General features: G+C 72.2%; 19 protein-coding genes. 13 read left to right on the top strand and 6 right to left on the bottom strand.

From position 1 onward, the window contains the following. Nucleotides 1-94 precede the first annotated feature (94 nt). Together ACTHMF_RS02730 and ACTHMF_RS02725 are read left to right on the top strand one after the other, a co-directional pair. Entirely contained in the window at nt 95-634 is a 540-nt protein-coding gene (locus ACTHMF_RS02730) for a GNAT family N-acetyltransferase (RefSeq protein WP_440316200.1), read from the top strand. A 67-nt stretch (nt 635-701) separates the two neighbouring features. After that, nucleotides 702-977, top strand: coding sequence for a type II toxin-antitoxin system TacA family antitoxin (locus ACTHMF_RS02725; RefSeq protein WP_314148360.1), 276 nt, complete (start codon nt 702-704; stop codon nt 975-977). Nucleotides 978-1,003: 26 nt separating this feature from the next. Here the strand turns inward: ACTHMF_RS02725 and ACTHMF_RS02720 are convergent, their stop codons facing one another. The 3 genes from ACTHMF_RS02720 to ACTHMF_RS02710 are packed head-to-tail and all read right to left on the bottom strand — an operon-like array spanning nt 1,004 to nt 3,024. After that, nucleotides 1,004-1,372 carry an ACT domain-containing protein gene (locus ACTHMF_RS02720; protein ID WP_440316199.1) on the bottom strand — a complete coding sequence of 123 codons (369 nt, stop codon included), beginning with the start codon at nt 1,370-1,372 and terminating at the stop codon, nt 1,004-1,006. Between the two features lie 40 nt (nt 1,373-1,412). Beyond that, nucleotides 1,413-2,285 carry an ADP-dependent NAD(P)H-hydrate dehydratase gene (locus ACTHMF_RS02715; RefSeq protein WP_440316198.1) on the bottom strand — a complete coding sequence of 291 codons (873 nt, stop codon included), beginning with the start codon at nt 2,283-2,285 and terminating at the stop codon, nt 1,413-1,415. Next, on the bottom strand, nt 2,272-3,024 hold the full coding sequence (locus ACTHMF_RS02710) for a histidine phosphatase family protein (protein WP_314148357.1): 753 nt from the start codon (nt 3,022-3,024) through the stop codon (nt 2,272-2,274). The genes ACTHMF_RS02715 and ACTHMF_RS02710 overlap by 14 nt, the downstream gene beginning before the upstream one ends. Before the next feature lie 108 nt (nt 3,025-3,132). On the opposite strand from ACTHMF_RS02710, the gene ACTHMF_RS02705 reads away from it, so the two are divergent. The 10 genes from ACTHMF_RS02705 (at nt 3,133) to ACTHMF_RS02660 (ending at nt 12,586) form a co-directional block, all read left to right on the top strand. Further along, complete coding sequence (locus tag ACTHMF_RS02705) at nt 3,133-3,945, top strand: MBL fold metallo-hydrolase (protein WP_440316197.1); 813 nt, start codon at nt 3,133-3,135, stop codon at nt 3,943-3,945. A 24-nt stretch (nt 3,946-3,969) separates the two neighbouring features. Then, nucleotides 3,970-4,434, top strand: coding sequence for an MSMEG_6728 family protein (locus tag ACTHMF_RS02700; protein ID WP_440316196.1), 465 nt, complete (start codon nt 3,970-3,972; stop codon nt 4,432-4,434). Nucleotides 4,435-4,480: 46 nt separating this feature from the next. Beyond that, entirely contained in the window at nt 4,481-4,678 is a 198-nt protein-coding gene (locus ACTHMF_RS02695; RefSeq protein WP_314148354.1) for a hypothetical protein, read from the top strand. Nucleotides 4,679-4,925: 247 nt separating this feature from the next. Continuing rightward, nucleotides 4,926-6,188, top strand: coding sequence for an ABC transporter substrate-binding protein (locus tag ACTHMF_RS02690; RefSeq protein WP_440316195.1), 1,263 nt, complete (start codon nt 4,926-4,928; stop codon nt 6,186-6,188). Between the two features lie 13 nt (nt 6,189-6,201). Beyond that, on the top strand, nt 6,202-7,155 hold the full coding sequence (locus ACTHMF_RS02685; RefSeq protein ID WP_314148352.1) for a carbohydrate ABC transporter permease: 954 nt from the start codon (nt 6,202-6,204) through the stop codon (nt 7,153-7,155). Beyond that, nucleotides 7,155-8,105 carry a carbohydrate ABC transporter permease gene (locus ACTHMF_RS02680; RefSeq protein ID WP_314148351.1) on the top strand — a complete coding sequence of 317 codons (951 nt, stop codon included), beginning with the start codon at nt 7,155-7,157 and terminating at the stop codon, nt 8,103-8,105. The genes ACTHMF_RS02685 and ACTHMF_RS02680 overlap by 1 nt, the downstream gene beginning before the upstream one ends. A gap of 5 nt (nt 8,106-8,110) precedes the next feature. Further along, the gene (locus tag ACTHMF_RS02675; protein ID WP_440316194.1) at nt 8,111-10,048 is read left to right on the top strand and encodes a hypothetical protein; all 1,938 of its coding nucleotides are present in this window, start codon (nt 8,111-8,113) and stop codon (nt 10,046-10,048) included. A 2-nt stretch (nt 10,049-10,050) separates the two neighbouring features. Continuing rightward, nucleotides 10,051-10,842, top strand: a complete 792-nt coding sequence (locus ACTHMF_RS02670; RefSeq protein ID WP_314148349.1) for a ribonuclease activity regulator RraA — start codon at nt 10,051-10,053, stop codon at nt 10,840-10,842. Further along, nucleotides 10,812-11,771, top strand: a complete 960-nt coding sequence (locus ACTHMF_RS02665; RefSeq protein ID WP_440316193.1) for an aldo/keto reductase — start codon at nt 10,812-10,814, stop codon at nt 11,769-11,771. The genes ACTHMF_RS02670 and ACTHMF_RS02665 overlap by 31 nt, the downstream gene beginning before the upstream one ends. Beyond that, nucleotides 11,768-12,586 carry an amidohydrolase family protein gene (locus tag ACTHMF_RS02660; protein ID WP_440316192.1) on the top strand — a complete coding sequence of 273 codons (819 nt, stop codon included), beginning with the start codon at nt 11,768-11,770 and terminating at the stop codon, nt 12,584-12,586. Before ACTHMF_RS02665 ends, ACTHMF_RS02660 begins: the two co-directional genes overlap by 4 nt. Here the strand turns inward: ACTHMF_RS02660 and ACTHMF_RS02655 are convergent. The 3 genes from ACTHMF_RS02655 to ACTHMF_RS02645 form a co-directional block, all read right to left on the bottom strand. Further along, nucleotides 12,574-13,263 (bottom strand): GntR family transcriptional regulator, encoded by a 690-nt coding sequence (locus ACTHMF_RS02655; protein ID WP_440316191.1) that lies wholly within the window; start codon nt 13,261-13,263, stop codon nt 12,574-12,576. The two genes, ACTHMF_RS02660 and ACTHMF_RS02655, sit on opposite strands and share 13 nt — an antisense overlap. After that, on the bottom strand, nt 13,260-13,886 hold the full coding sequence (locus tag ACTHMF_RS02650) for an SGNH/GDSL hydrolase family protein (RefSeq protein ID WP_440316190.1): 627 nt from the start codon (nt 13,884-13,886) through the stop codon (nt 13,260-13,262). Before ACTHMF_RS02650 ends, ACTHMF_RS02655 begins: the two co-directional genes overlap by 4 nt. Before the next feature lie 132 nt (nt 13,887-14,018). After that, nucleotides 14,019-16,016, bottom strand: a complete 1,998-nt coding sequence (locus ACTHMF_RS02645) for a right-handed parallel beta-helix repeat-containing protein (protein ID WP_440316189.1) — start codon at nt 16,014-16,016, stop codon at nt 14,019-14,021. A 195-nt stretch (nt 16,017-16,211) separates the two neighbouring features. Here ACTHMF_RS02645 and ACTHMF_RS02640 point away from each other — a divergent pair, with 195 nt between their 5' ends. Next, nucleotides 16,212-17,501 carry a S53 family peptidase gene (locus tag ACTHMF_RS02640; RefSeq protein WP_440316188.1) on the top strand — a complete coding sequence of 430 codons (1,290 nt, stop codon included), beginning with the start codon at nt 16,212-16,214 and terminating at the stop codon, nt 17,499-17,501. Nucleotides 17,502-17,833 lie beyond the last annotated feature (332 nt).

The following is a 17,833-nucleotide window of genomic DNA, read 5'->3' as shown; positions in this document are numbered from 1 at the left end:
CCCTCCACGCGATGCCCCGAGGTGTCATAGGCGTCGTGCAGAATGATGAGCAGCGGAGAGAGCCCGCTGGTTCCACTGCACGGTAGGAGGGTTCTTGAGCAACCGCGATGACGCGGAGCCGGAGGGCTCCGAGCCGATCAGGATCATCCCGTTCGATCCGACCATCGATCGCTCGACGTTCGCGTGCGGCCAGGTATCGGTCGATGCCTGGTTCGCGACGCAGGCTGGTCGCTCCGATCGTGTGGGCGCTCCGCGGACCTTCCTCGCCGTCCGAGGCCGTTCCGTCGCGGGATTCTATGCATCGGTAGTCACCCAGATGGGGAGGGACGAGGTCGCCGAAGCCTTCGGGATAGGCAAGAGCCGGTACCCGAAACCGGCCGTGCTTCTTGCACAACTCGGCGTCGATCGAACCGAGCAAGGACGCGGTCTCGGGCGCGTGCTCCTGGTGCACGCCCTGACGAGTTTCCTCGAGGCGTCGAAACTCGTCGGGTTCGAGGTGGTCCTCGTCGACGCTCTCTCATCCGAGGTGTGTGCCTTCTATCGGAAGATGGGATTCACGTCTCTGGAGGACCACCCGTTGCGGCTCTTCATGACAGTAAAGACACTCCGCGCCACTTTCGACTCGATCGACTGACTCCACGCGGCTTGCTCTGTGCGTACCGGGTACGTACGATTGGGAGGCGACAAGCAAAGGATCGACAATGAAAACCGAGCGAATCAATATTCGCCTGTCAGAAGAGGCGCGCGACCTTCTTCGCGATGCCGCGGAGTTGCAGCAGCAGGACTTGACGTCGTTCATCCTTGGCCCCGCGCTCGAGAATGCGCGCGCCATCCTTCTTCAGGCGGCGCTTCTCAAGCTCACGCCTCTCGAAGTGAATCAGATCGAGCAGGTTCTCGATTCACCAGCAGTCGCTTCCAAGCCTCTTGCCGATCTCATTCAGCAGGTTCGTTCGAGTCAGGACCGCCAGCCTGTCTGATCCCCGGCCTTCATTCCGGCAACCGGTCAGCCCTCCACGCGATGCCCCGCCTCTGCCAGCAGCCGGGTGACCTCGTCCAGGCGGGCGGCGGGGACGAGCACGATGTCGCCGTCGAAGCTCGCCGCGACCCAGACCGGCACGGCGCCGGCCGCCAGCGGGGCGACGATGGCCGCGAGCATGCCGGTGGCGTCCGGCGGGTGGGCGGCGTCGCCGTTCCAAAGGGCGGCCCAGGCGTCCGCCGGGTCCTCGGCCTCGTCCACGCGGCGCATGACCGCTCCGCCGTCCGGGCCGTTCACCGCGGCGAGGATGTCGGCGGCGTCCCTGGCGTCCGCGGCGCGCTCGAGGACGAAACGGCCCGACAGGACGCGCACGGTCTGCTGATCGGCGATGGACACCCGAGCATGGTCGCACCGGGGCCGGGCTGCGTCTAGACCCTCAGCCCGCCTCCACCGCCGCCAGCTCGGCGGCGAGGCGGTCGGCGATCTCGCCGGCGAGGACACCGAGCGGCGCGATCTCCCGGGCGAGCGTGTCGCCGGCCGCGCCGTGCAGGAACGTGCCCCATGTTGCCGCCTGCAGCGGGGTGCAGCCGCGCGCGGCGAGGCCCGCGATCGCGCCGGCGAGGGCGTCGCCGCTGCCGGAGGTGCCGAGCACGGGGCCGCCGTCCGGGATCCGGAGCACGCGGCCGTCGGAACCGGCGACGGCGCCCTGGCAGGAGACGACGGCGTCGTAGCGGCGGGCGATCCGCAGCGCGGCGTCGGCGGGGTCGTCGATGGGGTGGCCGAGCAGGTGCTCCGCCTCGATCGGGTTCGGGGTCAGGATGCCCCTGGTTCCGCGCAGCAGGCGGGGCCGGCCGGCGACGGCGGCCAGGGCGTAGGCGTCGAGCACCAGGACCGCGTCGCGGCGCAGCAGCCGGGGGAGCCGGCGCAGCATCCCGGCGCACTCGCCGATGTCGTCCAGGCCCGGACCGAGGAGGACGGCGTCCGCCTCCCGCACGTCCGCCGCCAGTCCGGGCAGCGAACGCGCGAGCACCGAGCCCGCCCTGCTCTCCGCGAGCGGGACGACGCCGGACTCGGGGAACGCGACGGCGCTCGCGGTCGCGGCGGAGGCGCCGATACCGAGCGTGAGCCGGCCGGCGCCGACCCGCAGCGCGGCGCGACCGGCGAGCAGGGCGGCCCCCGGGGAGCGGCGCGCGCCGCCGATCACGACGAGCTGGCCGCGCGACCGCTTCGAGTCTCCGGGCGCGGGAAGCGGCCAGCCGCGCAGGAGGGCGCCGTCGACCGTCTCGACCCGCCGATCAGTTCGAGACACGGGCCGCCCCCGGGTGCTCGGTGCGCGGGACGCCGAGCTCGCTCAGGTGCTCGACGTCCGCGAAGACGCCGATGCGCCACGCGGCGCCGGCACCGCCTCCGTCGTCGTCCTCCCGCTCCAGCGTCGTGACCGACGCGTTCGCCACCGTCCGGTTCCGCAGGAACTCGTCCAGCTCCCGCTCGCTCCAGCCGAGCAGCACGTAGAGGAACAGGCTGACCACCGCGTCGTGGGTGAAGAGGACCGCGGAACCGCCCGGCCCCGCCGTCAGGTCGCGCAGGAACGACCGCAGCCGCAGCGCGACATCCGTCCACGCCTCCCCGCCCGGCGGCCGGTAGTAGAACTTGCCGAGCCAGCGCCTCCGAGCCGCCTCCTGCGGCAGCCGCGCCTCGACCCCGCGGGCGGTCAGCGCGTCCAGGATGCCGAGCTCCCGGTCCCGCAGCCGCTCGTCGATCGTGACGGCGGCCTCCGCGCCGAGCGCGAGCCTGGCCGTCTCCACCGCCCGCAGATAGGGCGAGCACAGCAGGACGGGCGCACCGCCGACCCCCGCGAGCTCGGAGAGCTCGGCCGCGAGGCGCGGACGCAATGCCTCCGCCTGCTGCCGGCCGAGGGCCGAGAGCGGCACGTCGGCGTCGCGCGCGGGGACGGCGATCGCCTCCGCGCCCGCAGCCTCCGCCTCGGCCGCCGCGACGTTCGCCGTGCTCTCGCCGTGCCGGATCAGGATGAGCTTGCGTGCCGTCATTGCCGGGAGTGTACGCCGGGGCGGGGCGCGCGGGGACCGGCCGCCGCCGCCCTGTCACCCTGCCGCTCGGCGGTAGAGCATCCCGCGCCGCCGCACTACGCTGGCCTCGTGCTGAGGCGAGTAGCGGACGGCGTTGTGGTGCACGAGAGCACGTTCTGCCAGAGCAACGCGGTGGTCGTGGAGGGTTCCCGCGGTGTGCTCGTGATCGACGCTGGCGTGCACGAGACCGAGCTGGAGTGCCTGGCGGACGACCTCCGCGCTGCCGACCGGGAGGTGGTGGCCGCGTTCTCGACGCATCCGCACTGGGACCACCTGCTCTGGCATCCGGCGCTGGGCGCTCCGCCGCGGTGGGCGACGGCGCTCGGTGCGAGCACGGCGCGGGCGCGGCTCGCCAGCGCCATCGACCGGGCGCGCTTCGGCATCCCCGAGGACGTGCCGTTCGAGCTGCTGGGTGACGTGACCGGGCTGCCCCAGGATGCCGAGGAGCTTCCCTGGGACGGTCCGCGGGTGCGCATCGTCGAGCACCGCGCGCACACCGCCGGGCACGCGGCGCTGCTGATCGAGAACGTCGGCGTGCTCGTGGCGGGCGACATGCTCTCGGACGTCTTCGTCCCGATGCTCGACCTGCGCGACGCCGCCGACCCGCTCGCGGACTACGCGGACGCCCTCGACCTGCTCGAGAACGCGGCGGCGGGCGTGGACACGGTCATCCCCGGGCACGGCTCGGTCGGGGGAGCCGGCGATCTGCGCTCGCGCGTCGAGCTGGACCGCGCGTACGTGCGGGCGCTGGCCGACGGCGCGGAGCCGGACGACCCGCGGATCGGGCCGGAGGCGCGGCCCGGCTGGGAGTTCGTCGCCGACGTGCACGCCCGCCAGGCGGCGGTGCTGGCCGAGCGGCGCGCGGGCGGCGGGGGAGCGTAGCGCCCCGCGCGTACCCTGTGCGGCGTGCAGACCTTCCTGCCCTACCCGTCCTTCGCCGAGAGCGTGCGCGTGCTCGACCGCGCCCGGCTCGGCAAGCAGCGGGTGGAGGCGCTGCAGGTGCTGCGCGCGATCACGGTTCCCGGGTACGGCTGGCGCAACCACCCGGTCGCGAAGATGTGGCGCGGCTACGTCCCGGCGCTGACGCGCTACGCGCTCGAGTCGGCGGACGCCTGGATCGAGCTCGGGCACGCCGACACCGTGCGGCCGCAGGTGCTGCTGTTCGCGCCCGAGGTGGAGGGGGTCGCGCAGGAGGAGCTGGAGCTGCCGCCGTGGATCGGGGACCCGGACTTCCACCGCAGCCACCGGTCGAACCTGGTGCGCAAGGACGCCGGGTTCTACGGGCCGCTGTTCCCCGGCGTCCCCGACGACCTGCCGTACGTGTGGCCCGGCGCGACCCGGGAGGCGGACGGGACCGCGCTGCCGGCCTGAGCGTCCCGCCCCGACGGGCGTACGGTGTGCCGCGGAGGGGGATCGGATGCGCAGACGGGTTCTGATCGTCGACGGCGAGCGGTTCGTGCCGCTCGGCGACGTCGACGAGCTGGAGCGGCGGATCGTCGCCGCCGCCCGCGACGGCGGGGGCTTCGTCTCGTTCGCCACCGAGGCGCGCGAGGTCGAGCTCTTCGTCACGCCCGCCCTCTCCATCGTGGTCGAGGACATCGACCCGTCCGCCTGAACCGGCCCGCTCCTCCGACATTTGTGCCAAATGTGTGCTCGGGCCGCGTGCAGGCCGACATTTGTGCCAAATGTCCGCCTGCCGCATCCGGCCGACATTTGTGCCAAATGTGTGCTCGGGGCGCGCGCAGGCCGACATTTGTGCCAAATGTCGGCGCGGCGGGAGCAGCGTCGTTTGCGGCATAACCGATTATCGATTATGGTGTGAGACGCGTGCCACGGAGGCCGCGCACACGAGAGGATCAACGATGATCGACAGACGACGAATCATGATCGCGGTCGGCGCCCTCGCGGCCGTCGGTCTCGCGCTGAGCGGCTGCGCCGCCGGCGGTTCGGACGCGGGAGGCGGGAAGGCGAAGGTCAGCCTGCTCGTCAACGTCACTCCCAACCTCACCGAGGAGTGGTGGAACTCCCTCGTCGCCCCGTTCGAGAAGGCGCATCCCGACATCGACGTCGTCATCCAGAACCCCGGCGCGGAGGGCGTCGCGGCCGCCGTGCCGCGGCTGCTGGCGGCCGGGGACGCGCCCGACGTCGTCGAGTCGCTTCCGCCGACCACGACGCTCGCCCCCGAGCTGGTCGACCTCTCCAAGTACGACTGGGCCTCCAAGGGCCCCCTCGCCGACCAGTACAAGATCGACGGCAAGAACTACATGGCCGGCATCGGCATGCAGCTGCAGAGCCTCTGGTTCTACAACAAGGACGCGTTCGCCGCCGCCGGCATCAGCGAGACGCCGACCACGGTCGAGGAGTTCTCCGACGACCTCGCCAAGCTCAAGAAGGCGGGCTGGACCCCGATCCAGACCGGCGGCGACTGGATGTCCAGCTACGCCCTGCAGACCGTCGGCCTGCCGACCGTGATCGCGGAGCACCCGGACTGGTACGCCAAGATGACGAAGGGCTCGCTGACCTTCAGCAAGACCTACGGCGACGCGGTGAAGACCTACGCCGACTGGATCGCGAAGGGCTACGTCAACGACGACGCCCTCGGCATCAAGTACCCGGACGCCGAGCAGAACTTCCTCGCGGGCAAGTCCGCGCTCTACCCGATGGGCAGCTGGTTCGTCGCGAGCGAGGCCGCGGCGAAGGACCCGGCGAAGATCGGCGTCTTCCGCGCCCCGGCCTTCGAAGGCGTGGACAAGCCGGCGATGGGCGCGAACATCGCGAGCCCCTACGTGATCATGAAGGACGCCAAGCACGTCGACGCCGCCGCGAAGCTCGTCGAGTACCTGGTGACCGACAAGGCGGCGATCCTCGACCAGCTGAAGGTCGACGGCAACTACCGTGCCGGCTACGAGTACGACATGGACGACCTCGGCAAGGAGCTGCTGAAGATCGTGGCCGACACCCCGGACGCCTCGTACACGCCGACCGGTCAGGGCTACGGCCAGCGCACCCTCCCCGACGGCTACTCGACCGAGATCAACGCCCAGACGCAGGCGCTTCTGGGCGGCACCTCCGCGGCCGACGTGAACAAGGCCATGGACGCCTGGTTCGCCGCCAACGCCAACTGAGTGAGGTCCCGCCATGATGATCGACAACACGGTGTCCAGGCCGCCGCTCGCCCCCGTCCCCGACGCCGCGCGACGTGCACGGCGACGACGGGCGGACCTCGGCGACCGGCTGGCCGGACTCGTCATGGCGGGACCGGCGGTGCTCGTCTTCATCGCGATGTTCATCGTGCCGATGATCCTGGCGTTCGTGCTGAGCCTCACCGACTGGAACGGCTACAGCCTGCGCTTCGACTTCATCGGCTTCGAGAACTACCGGTTCGCCTTCCGCAACCCGCGCACCATCGACGCCGTCGTCTACACCGCCGTGATCGCGGTGGTCGGCACCATCCTGTGCAACGGCATCGGGCTCGCCCTCGCCGCGCTCATCTCGGGAGCCGGCCGCGCGAACACCGTGCTGCGCACGATCTTCTTCTACCCGTACATCATCAGCGCCCTGATCATCGGGTTCCTGTGGTCGGCGCTGCTGTCCCCGCACGGCGCGGTGAACGGTCTGCTCGGCGCGGTCGGGATCGGGCCGGTGCCGTTCCTCACCGACGTCGGCTTCGCCAAGGCGACGGTGATCCTGACGATCGTGTGGGCGCACTTCGGCTTCAACATGATCCTCTACATCGCCGGCATCAAGTCGGTGCCGAGCGAGTACTACGAGGCGGCGACGGTGGACGGCGCCGGCCGCTGGCAGCAGTTCCGCAGCATCACGGTGCCGATGATCGCGCCGGTCGTGACCGTGAACCTGGTGCTGACGCTGGTCGGGCTGCTCAAGGTCTACGACGTGGTGCTCGCGCTGACGGACGGCGGGCCGGCCGGGTCGACGCAGACGATCGTCTACCAGATCCTCAAGGACTCGTTCGCGCAGTCGAAGCTCGGCCTCGGCGCCGCCCAGTCGGTCGTGCTGCTGATCGTCACCGCGGCGATCGGCCTGGCCGTCACATTCGCCCGCAGGGGCGCAGAGCGGAAGGTGACCGACTGATGACGACGCCCCTCCAGGACACCCCGAACCTCGGCGCGGAGGCGCTGCTCGCCGATCCCCTGGACGACAGGCAGCGCACTCCCCGCCGCCGCCCGGGCGGACCGGCGCGGGACGGCCGGTCGCCGCTGGCCGCGACCGTGCGCTGGATCGTGCTCGGCGCGATCTCCCTGGTCATGCTGGTGCCGCTGTACGTGCTCGTGATCAGCGCGTTCAAGCCGCAGGACGAGATCATCCGGCACCCGCTGGAGATCTCCGCGGGCTCGTTCACGTTTGAATACCTCTGGAACGCGATCACCAGCTCCAAGTTCAACGTGATCGCGGCCTACGGCGTCACCCTGCTGTTCGTTGCGCTGGTGAACCTGTTCTGCATCCTGCTCTCGGCGCCGGTCGCGTACGTCATCGCCCGCGGCCGGAAGAAGTGGCACATGGCGCTGCTGCTGCTGTTCGTCTCCGGCCTCTTCATCCCGGGCCAGGTGACGCTGATCCCGGTCGTGTTCGTGCTGCGCGTGCTCGGGCTGATCAACACCATCCCGGGGTTCATCCTGTTCGAGACGGCCGCGACGCTTCCGGTGACGATCTTCCTGTTCAGCGCCTACTTGCGCACAGTCCCTCGCGACATCGACGAGGCGGCGGCGCTGGACGGCGCCGGGCGCATCCGGATCTTCTGGTCGTGCGTGTTCCCGATCATGCGGCCGGTCGTGGCGACCGTCGTCGTGCTCAACTCGATCGGCGTCTGGAACGACTTCGTGAGCCCGCAGATCATCCTCGGCCCCGGTTCCGGCATCTACACGGTCACGACCGGCGTGTACGCGGCGGTCGGCGAGTTCTCGACGGACTACACGGTCGTCTTCCCGACGCTGCTGCTGGCCATCGCGCCGATCGTGATCTTCTTCATCATCATGCAGCGGCACATCATCGGCGGCCTGGTCGCCGGGGCGACGAAGGGCTGAGCACCGTGCAGACCATCACCGGAGTCCCCGCGAGCGCGATCCCCGCCTGGGCCGTCCTGCAGCGCCGGCTGTTCGCGGAGATCGAGGACGCCTGGCGGCTGTTCGCCGAGCGCTACACGCGCGAGGACGGGGGCGTGCGCTTCCCCGCCGTCTTCACCGACCGCGACGGCGTCGACGACCTCTACGAGCCGTTCTTCAACTGGCCGGCCTTCTACCTGCTCGGGGGGAGCGACGAGGTGCTCGCCGCGGCCAAACGGCACTGGAGGGGCGTGACGGCACAGCTGCAAGACGCAAGGATGCTGACCGACGAGTACGAGAACGGCTACGACTGGTTCCACCAGGGCGAGTCGCTGCTGTTCTTCTACGGCATCTGCGCGGCCGACCCCGCCGACCCGGAGTTCGCCGCGCGGGCGCGCCGCTTCGCCGAGCTCTACACCGACCCGGCCCGCGGCAACTACGACCCGGAGCACAACATCATCCGCGCCCCGCACAACGGCGCCCTCGGCCCGCGGCCCGGCCTGAACGACGTCGTGCAGCCGTATTCGGCCGGCCTGGCCGAGATGGAGCGCTACGGGCTGCCGCTGGAGTACGTCCCCGGCATCGAGCGCTGGAGCGACCTCGCCGATCCGGCCAACGCGCGCGCGATGGGGGAGGCGATGCAGCGCGCCGCCGCCGGCGACGTCGTCGTGAACCTCGCCGCGACCAGCCTCGTCGCCAACCGCTGGCTCTACGACGGCGACGACGCGTCCGCCGCCTGGATCGAGCGCTACGTCGGCGGCTGGGAGGAGCGGGCCCGCGCGAACGGCGGCCTGATCCCGGACAGCGTCGCACCGGACGGCACGGTCGGCGGGCTGCACGACGGCCGCTGGTTCGGCGGCCACTACGGCTGGACCTGGCCGCACGGCCTCCCGTCCATCGGGATGGCCACCGTCGTCTCCGGGCTGAGCGCGGCCCTGGTCACGGGCGACGACCGGCACCTCGACACCGCGCGGGCGGTGCTGGACGCCGTGCTCGCCGAGGCGATCGTCGCCCCGGTCGCCGAGACGCCGTACAGCCTGCGCGGCGGCTGGCTTGCCCGGCTCGGCGCCGACGCCGCCGCGCCGGCGCTGCTGGTCCCGCACCGGTACGGACGGCACGGCTGGTTCGACTACGCCCCGATGCCGCTCGAGCTGCCGACCTGGCTGTGGTGGTGGTCGCGCAGCGAGGCGGACCGCGACCGGCTCCGGCGGGTGCGCGACGGCCTGCCGGCAACCGACGAGCCGGTGAAGCCGTTCCGCGACAAGGCGGAGGCCGGGCACGAGGCGCCCTGGCTCGACTTCCTGGACGGCGCCCTCCCCGACTACCCGGAGCGCGCGCTCTCGATGGCGCTCGGCCAGGTCGCCCGGCGCGTCGCCATGATCGACGCCGACGACAGCGATCCCGCCACCGTGCACCTGCACTTCTGGCAGCGCGTGAACCCGGTGGTCACCGAGGTGCTCACCCAGCTGGTCTCCGGCGCGCCGCAGGTGCTCTACAACGGCGGCCTTCCGTTCGCCGCCGTCGAGTACGAGGACGCCGGCCGCGGTCGCCCCGGCCTGCCCGAGGACGTCGCGGCGCTCGTGACGGGGCTGGAGCGCGACCGCATCGAACTGCAGCTGGTCAACACCTCGCAGCGGCACACCAGGACGGTCGTGGTGCGCCCGTCCCGGTTCGGCCGCGCGCTCCTCGCCGCCGTCGGCTTCGGCACGGCTGACGGTGCGGACTACCCGGGCCCGACCACGGCGTACGCCGCGACGCAGGGCCGGCCGGGGCACGCGCTGCTGGACACCGACGCCGACGGCGTCGAGGTCGTCCTGCCGCCCGCGCACCGCATCGACCTGGTGCTCGTCACCGCCCCCGCAGCCACGCCGGCCCGCCACCGCGGCGCACCGGCCATCGCCCAGACCGCCTACTCGAAGGAGTGACCATGACCGACGCCTCAGGCGCCCTCCCGCATCCCGATTTCGCCCTGCCCGTGCGCGGCGACGCGTACCGGCGGCCGGACCAGGACACGATCGCTGGTCTCGACACGGTGTCGTCGGCCACGGCGTGCGCCAAGCTGCACGGGATGGGCATCAGCCGCTCGTACGTCGACGGCCCGGTCCCGCTCACCCCGGGGCAGCGCGTCGTCGGCTCCGCGATCACCCTGCAGTTCATGCCGCAGCGCGAGGACCTCGCGTCCGGGCTCGGCCAGGAGTACGTCGAGCGGCACACCGCGCTCTGGGCGGTGCTGGAGCAGGTGCAGCCGGGCGACGTCCTCGTCATCCAGGCGTACGGCAGCCGGTTCTCCGGCTGCATCGGCGACATCCTGGCGCGCTACTTCAAACGCAAGGGCGGGGTCGGGATCGTCGTGGACGGCCGGATCAGGGACGCCGGCCGCATCCGCGAGCTCGGCATCCCGGTCTGGTCGACGGGGACGACGCCGCACTACGCATCGCAGACCGAGCTGTTCCCGTGGGGCTACGACGTCCCCGTCGCGGTCGGCGGCGCCCTCTGCATGCCGGGCGACGTGGTGATCGCCGACGACGACGGCCCGGTGATCGTGCCGCAGGCGATGGCCGGCCAGGTGATCGAGGCCGCACGCGACCACGAGGACTGGGAGACGTTCAGCAGGCGCCGCCTCGACGACGGCGCCCGGCTCAGCGACTACTACCCGCTCACCCCGGACACGCGAGAGGAGTACGAGGCGTGGCGTTCCGCGCAGGCCTTCGCCCTCTGACCCCGACACCGGGCGCCTCGACCGCGTTCGGGCTGGGCTGCGCGCCGATCGGCAACCTCTACCGCCCGGTGGCGGACGAGGACGCCGACGCGACCGTCACGGCGGCGCTCGAGCACGGCATCCGCTTCTTCGACACCGCGCCGCATTACGGCGCGGGCGCGAGCGAGCGGCGGCTGGGCCGGGCGCTGCGCGACGTGGACCGCGACACCCTCGTGATCGCGACCAAGGTCGGGCGGCGCATCGTCGACGCCGCGGGGGAGGACGTCCCTTCCGGCGGCATCGGACGGGACACCGTCGGCGACCTGACCGCCGACGGTGTCCTGCGCAGCGTCGAGGGCAGCCTGCTCCGGCTCGGCACCGATCGCATCGACCTGCTCTACCTGCACGACCCCGCCGACGTGGACGCCGCGCTGCGGGGGGTGATCCCCGCGCTGCTCCGGCTGCGGGAGCAGGGCGTCGTCCGTGCCGTCGGCGTCGGCATGGTCTGGCCGGAGCCGCTGACCCGGTTCGTGCGCGAGACCGACCTCGACGTCGTGATGGTCGCGGGCAGGACGACCCTGCTCGACCGCACCGCGGAGGCGGAGCTGCTCCCGGCGGCGCGCGAGCGCGGCGTCGGCGTGATCGCCGCCGGCGTCTACAACTCGGGCATCCTCGCCGACCCGGTCGGCGCGCCCTACTTCGACTACCGGGAGGCGTCCCCGGAGCTGCGCGCCAGGGCGCTGCGGCTGCGCGAGCTGTGCCTGGCCGCCGGCGTCGAGCTGCCGACCGTCGCCGCGCGTTACCCGCTGCGACGTGAGCCGGTGGAGGCCGTCGTCGTCGGCGCGCGCACGCCGGAGGAGGTGGCGGCGTTCGCCGCCGCGGAGACGGCGGACATCCCCGAGGGGCTGTGGGCCGAGCTGGAGGACGCCGGCGCACGGGTCCCGGGATGACCGGCCTGCTCGACGCGCACATCCACCTCTGGGAGCTCGACCGCATCGAGCTGCCCTGGTTCCGGCCCGAGCTCGGCCTGCCGGAGGCCGTCCGGCTCGGTGACCTCGCCGCGGCGGCCTCCGCGCTCGCCTCGGCCACGGACCCGGGCCCGCTGGCGGGCGCGATCGCGGTGCAGGCCGGGGGCAGTCGCGCGGAGGCACTGTGGCTCACCGGGATGCGCGAGACGCTGCTGGCCGGTGCGGTCGTCCAGTTCGACCCGGAGGACGCGGAGGGCTGGGCCGTCTCGCTCGTCGGGAGCGCCGCGCGCGGGATCCGCGTCGCCGTGCCCGGCCGGCGGGCCGACCTCGCGGACGTGGCCGGACTGGACGAGGCCTGCGCGCGCGTCGGGGCGGCAGACGGGGTGGTCGAGTTCCTGGTCAGGGCCGAGCAGCTGGAGGCCGTCGCGGTCGTCGCCGCCCGGCACCCGCGCACCCGGTTCGTGCTCTGCCATCTCGGCCTGGGCGCAGGCGACCCGGATGCGGCGTGGGAGCGCGGGCTGCGTGCTGTCGCTGCGTCCGCCAACGCCGCGGCCAAGGTCTCGGGGATCGTGACCGCCGGCGATCCGGACGGCACGCGGCTGCGGAAGATCGTGGACACGGCCGTCGACGCGTTCGGCATCCACCGGCTGCTGTTCGGCAGCGACTGGCCGATGTCGGCGCGGGTCGCGCCGTACCCGGAGCTGGTCGGACGAGTCGCCGCCGCGCTGCCGCCGCTCTCCGGCGGGGAGGCGGCGGCGTTCTGGGGCGGGACGGCGCGGGAACTCTACCGGCTCTGAGCCGCCCCGGCGTCGTCCGCGTCCGGCCCGAGCAGCGTCCCCGCCGCGTGCGCGCGGAACAGCGCCGCGGCCGCGTCCGGGTCGTCGCCGTCGAGCAGGTCGAGCAGGCTCCGGTGCCAGTCGGCGACCTCGTGCCAGTCGCCCTCGAACGCCGGGTCGCCGAGCACGTGCATCGAGCGCAGGCCCGGCTCGATGATGTCCCACCAGCGCGGCAGGTAGCTGTTGCCGCCCGCCTCGATCACGCTGCGGTGGAACACGAAGTCGAACTCGCGGAACGCGCCGAGATCCTTGCTGTCCGCCGCCTCGTGCATCCGGTCGATCAGGCCGCTCAGCTGCTCCCTGGCCTCCGGTGTGAGCCTGCCGCAGGCCAGCCGTCCGGCGATCGCCTCCAGCTCGGCGCGGGCGAAGCGCGCCTGCGCCACCTCCTCGTCGGAGTAGCTGGCGACGAAGTTGCCCAGGTGCCGCACGTGCGAGACCAGGCCCTCGTGGGCGAGCTGCTTGAGCGCGTCGCGGACGGGGGCCTGGCTCACCTGCATCCGCTTGGCGAGCTGCGACTCGACCAGCTGCTCGCCGGGAGCCAGCGTGCCGTCCTTGATCATCGTCTTCATCAGCTCGTAGATTTGGTCGGAGAGCAGGCCGCGCTTGAGCTCCGAGAGCGAGCCGAGGTGGTCGGTCATCGCGCCGCCTCCGCCGCCTCCGCGGCGCCGGAGGTCACGGACGCGTACGCCTCGAGCCAGGCGTCGGCGATCAGCCGCGACCCTGCGGGGGTCGGGTGGACGCCGTCCGGCGCGATCGCGGCGACGCCGTGCTCAGCCGCCGCGGCGCTCATCCGCTCCTGCAGGGGCACCAGCCGGGCGTCGGCGTCCTGCGCGATGCGGGCGACGGCAGCGCGCTTCTCGTCGAGGTCCTCGGTCCACGCGCCCTGGTCGTCGCTCAGCGGAAGGAAGAACGGCTCGATCAGGATCAGCCGGGCGCCGTCCACCGCGTCGAGCAGCCGGCGGTAGGTCGCCTCGTAGGCGGCGACCGGGGTGGGGTCGTCGCTGTCGAAGCGCCTCCACATGTCGTTCACGCCGACGTACACGGTGAGGATGTCCGGCCGGGCCGCGAGCACGTCCTCCGTCCAGCGGCGCTCCAGGTCGACGGCGCGGTCGCCGGCGATGCCGCGGTTGATCACCGTCGCGTCGCCGCCGAGCGCATCGACGATCAGGGAGACGTAGCCGTCGCCGTACGAGCCGTCGTCGGAGCGGTCGCGCCCCGCGTCGGTGATGGAGTCGCCGGCGAATACCAGTCGTTGCGTCATGTCATCCTCTCGCCGCCCGCCCTCGCGCGCGATCGTTCCAGCATAATCGATAATCGGTGGGCGGCCGTGCCGCCGCGCACGCAACGAGGGCCGCCCCGCGTGCGGAGCGGCCCTCGTTCCTCGCCTCAGCGGCTAGGGCCGGACCCCGGCCTGCCACGCGGGCGCGCCGTACTGGAATGCGCCCAGGCTCGGGACGGGATCGGTCGAGCCGTCGTTCACCCCCGGCAGCGGGATGGCCGCGTTGCGTGCGGGCGATCCGGCCTGGAGGCGGTAGTCGTGCGCCGCCGCATCCACGAACAGCGGGTCGCCGTCGAGGAGGTTGTTGGACAGCACGAGCCCGCCCTCGGTAGCGCGGTCGATCCCCTTGATCGGGCCGATGTTGTTGTAGATCTTCGTGCCGGTCGACTGACCGGGCTCGCGCACGTAGAACAGCGTCATGCCGCCGGTGTTGTTGTAGACCGCGTTGTCGTGCGACCCGGAGCCGAGCCCGTTGAGCTCGACCGTGCCCTCCGGGTTGCCCCAGCCGACGTTGTTGTCGATCTGCAGGTCGCTCATGCCGTTGTCGGCATAGATCCCGGACATCCCGAACGGATAGACGCCGCCCGGGCGCGGGTTGGGGTCGTGCAGCACGTTGTGGTCGATGCGGGTGCCCTCCATGCGCGCGGAGCAGCAGGAGTAGATGGCGGCGGTGTCCAGGCTCAGGGTCGCGTACCCGGAGATGTCGTTATACGCGATCCGATCCGGGCCGGTGGTGGTGCCGGCCACGCCGTTCCACTGCAGGTTGATGCCGCTGCGACCCGAGCGCTGCATGGTGTTGTGCATCACGGTCTGGCTGTGGCCCTGGACGGCGACGCCGGCGGCGTAGGTGCCCGCGTAGTCGACGTTTGAGATCGCGTTGTCGACGGCGGTGTTGCCGTAGCCGCCGAGCGAGACCCCGTTGCCCGCGCTGAAGCGCAGCGTGCTGTTCCGGATGGTGTTCCCGGTGCCCTTCAGCACGATCCCGGTGTCGGCGACGCCGCGCGTGACGTTCTCGCCGCAGTTCGTGGTGCCGCGGGTGACGTCCCAGTAGTGGCTGAGGTAGCGGCCGTCGATGCCGTCCAGGGTCACGCCGGTGCTGGTGTCGCCGGTGCGGATGGTCGAGGCGAACAGCCCGACGCCCTCGACCCGGACGTGGCTGGCGGAGGTCAGGTCGAACGCGAGGTCGCGCGCCTTGGCCTCGATGCGGTGCCGGTTCGGGTTGTCGTCGCTGTAGACGTACAGCCGCTTCGCCTGGGCGTCGTAGAAGTAGGAGCCGGGGTGGCCGAGCTCGCCGATCTTGCCGGAGAGCCGGTACCAGGTGTCGGTCGGGACGACCTTGTGCACGCACACCGGCGCCGTGGTCAGGGTGACCGAGCCGACGGCCGAGCTCGCGACCGTCCCGGTGGTGGTGATGTACCAGTAGGAGGTCAGGGCGCGGGCGCCGTTCCAGTAGCCGGCGGGGCGGGTGAGCGCCGGGTCGACGATGGTGGCGCCGGCGGATCCGGCCTTGGCGCGCTCGACCACCGGGTCGAGCAGGTCCGTCCCCGGGAACGGGTAGGAGGCCTCGATGTCCATCGCGCCGTCCGTGAAGACCTGCGCCTCGGCGCCGGCCGGCCCGCGGTCGGCGGGGACGCTGAAGATCTTGCGGTCGGCGACGGCCCGGCTGAACAGGGAGTCCGCCGCGAACGGGTCGGCCGCGACGACGGCAGCCAGGTCGTTCTGCCCGACGGGGGTGAAGCCGGTCAGGCGCTCGGCCCCGCTGACCACCACCTTCGCCCCGGGCGCCGCCCGGAACACGATCGGTGCGTCCGCGGTGCCGGAGCGCGCGGGCGTCACGGTCTCGCGGTAGGTGCCGGAGCCGATCAGGCAGGTGTCGCCCGGCTGGGCGACGTCGGCGCACTGCTGGATGGTACGGAACGCGGTGTCGGGGGATCGTCCGTCGGCGCCCGCCGGACCATCCGCCGACACGTAGTAGCTGGTCCCGGTCGCGTCCGCCGGAAGCGGTGCCGCGAGTCCGGGGGAGGCCGTCGTGACCAGGGAGAGGGCGGCGGCCGCCGTGACGACCGCGGTGATGGCGCCGCGTCGGCGGCGCACGCGTGCAGAATCGAGCATCGTTGCTCCTATCGATTGTGAGTAATCGATAATGTAGGAGTCAAGGAGGCGAGCGTCAAGAGTCCCGATCCCGAGTCTGCGAAAGCGTTCAGACAGCGGCCACCGCCCCTCCCGCTCTCTTCTCGCCGCAGCGGGCTCCGGCGTACCGTGCCGCTGTGCCGTCGCGACGGAGCGACGGCGGGACTAGGGAGCACCATGAAACGCACATCGCTCGTCTCACTCGCCCTCGCCATCGCGGGGACCGCCGCCCTCGCGATCGGAGCGGGTGCACCGGCCACGGCCGCGACGGCCCCCGACACCAGCGGGATCTACACGGTGCACCCCATCGTGGAGAAGGCGGCGCTCGCCACGAGCGCGCTGACGCCGTCGTTCACACCGGCCGACTGCCTCGCCCAGACCGGAGGGCGCGTGGCCTGCCAGACGCCGGAGACCATCCGCGCGGCGTACGACATTCCCGCGACCATCGGCGGCGTGCCCGCCGGCACCGGCCAGACCGTCGTCATCGTCGACGCGTTCGGCAGCCCGACCGTCGCCTCCGACCTCGCGACGTTCTCGCAGACCTTCGGGCTGCCGGCGCCGCACCTGACGGTCTACTACCCGGGCGGCAAGCCCACCTGGAACGGCCGGGGGACGCAGACCGGCTGGGCGGAGGAGACCTCGCTCGATGTGCAGTGGGCGCACGCGGTGGCGCCCGGCGCGAACATCGCGCTCGTCATCGCGGCAAACGACCACGGCGCATCCATCGACAACGCCGTGCGGTACGCGGTGGACAACCGGCTCGGCAACGTGCTGTCGATGAGCTACGGCGAGGCCGACTACCTGATCGCCTCCCCGCACGCCAACAACGGGCAGACCACCCAGGCGCAGAAGTCGTTCGCCAAGGCGGCGGCGGCCGGGATGTCGCTGTTCGCCTCCTCGGGCGACGACGGCTCCGACAACGGCGCCGGGTACCCGAACTTCGGCTTCCCCGCGTCCGACCCGAACGTGACGGCCGTCGGCGGTACCAACGTCTGGGCCGGTAGCGGCCTGAACGCGCCGCACGACACGGTGTGGGGCGACTACGCCGACTGCCCGCTCACGTGCGCGTTCGGCGTCGTGGGGGAGACCGGTGGCGCCCCGAGCCTGTTCCTGCCCAAGGGCGGCTCCGACGTCGCGTACAACGCCAGCGTCTACACCGGGGTGCTCACCTACCTCGGCTTCCTGGGCGGTGACGCGAACGGCTTCTACTACTTCGGAGGCACCTCGGCGGGCTCGCCGCAGTGGGCTGCGCTGACGGCGGACGCCATCCAGGCCGTCGGCCACACGGTCGGCAACGTCTCCCACTACGCGCAGGGCTGGGCGGCGAGCGGCATCCTGTTCGACGTCACCCAGGGCAGCAACGCCACCCCGACCTACACCGGCGGCTACTCCGCCACCGCGGGCTGGGACCGCCCGACCGGCTGGGGCACTCCGGACGTGGGGAGGATCATCGCCGCTCTGAAGTGACGCCGACCGCTTCGGCGGCCCGAGAAGTTGCGTACTCGCAGCTATTGTGCCGCCGCAGCGGCCGTCGTATCCTCATCTCGACAGGGCCGCGGGGGCCCCCCCGCGGCCACCCCCCCCCGGCCCGCGGCGCCCCGACGGCGACGACCTCCCCCGGTCAGGCCGCCGGCCGCCGCGCCCTTCTCGCGTCCGTTGCGCCGGATCTGTCACATCCGGGGACGCTGAGACGTCTTCTCTTCAGTGCGCGTGCGAACCGCGCGCCCGACAGGGACTGAGGAGAAGACATGAGCGAATCGATCGAAACGCTGCGCAGGAGCGTCAGCGGACGGGTGATC

It is taken from the genome of Leifsonia sp. (assembly GCF_051955155.1).
Classification (GTDB): Bacteria; Actinomycetota; Actinomycetes; order Actinomycetales; family Microbacteriaceae; genus Leifsonia.
Note: the sequence above shows the minus strand (reverse complement) of the source record. Positions and strands in the feature narration are given on the sequence as shown.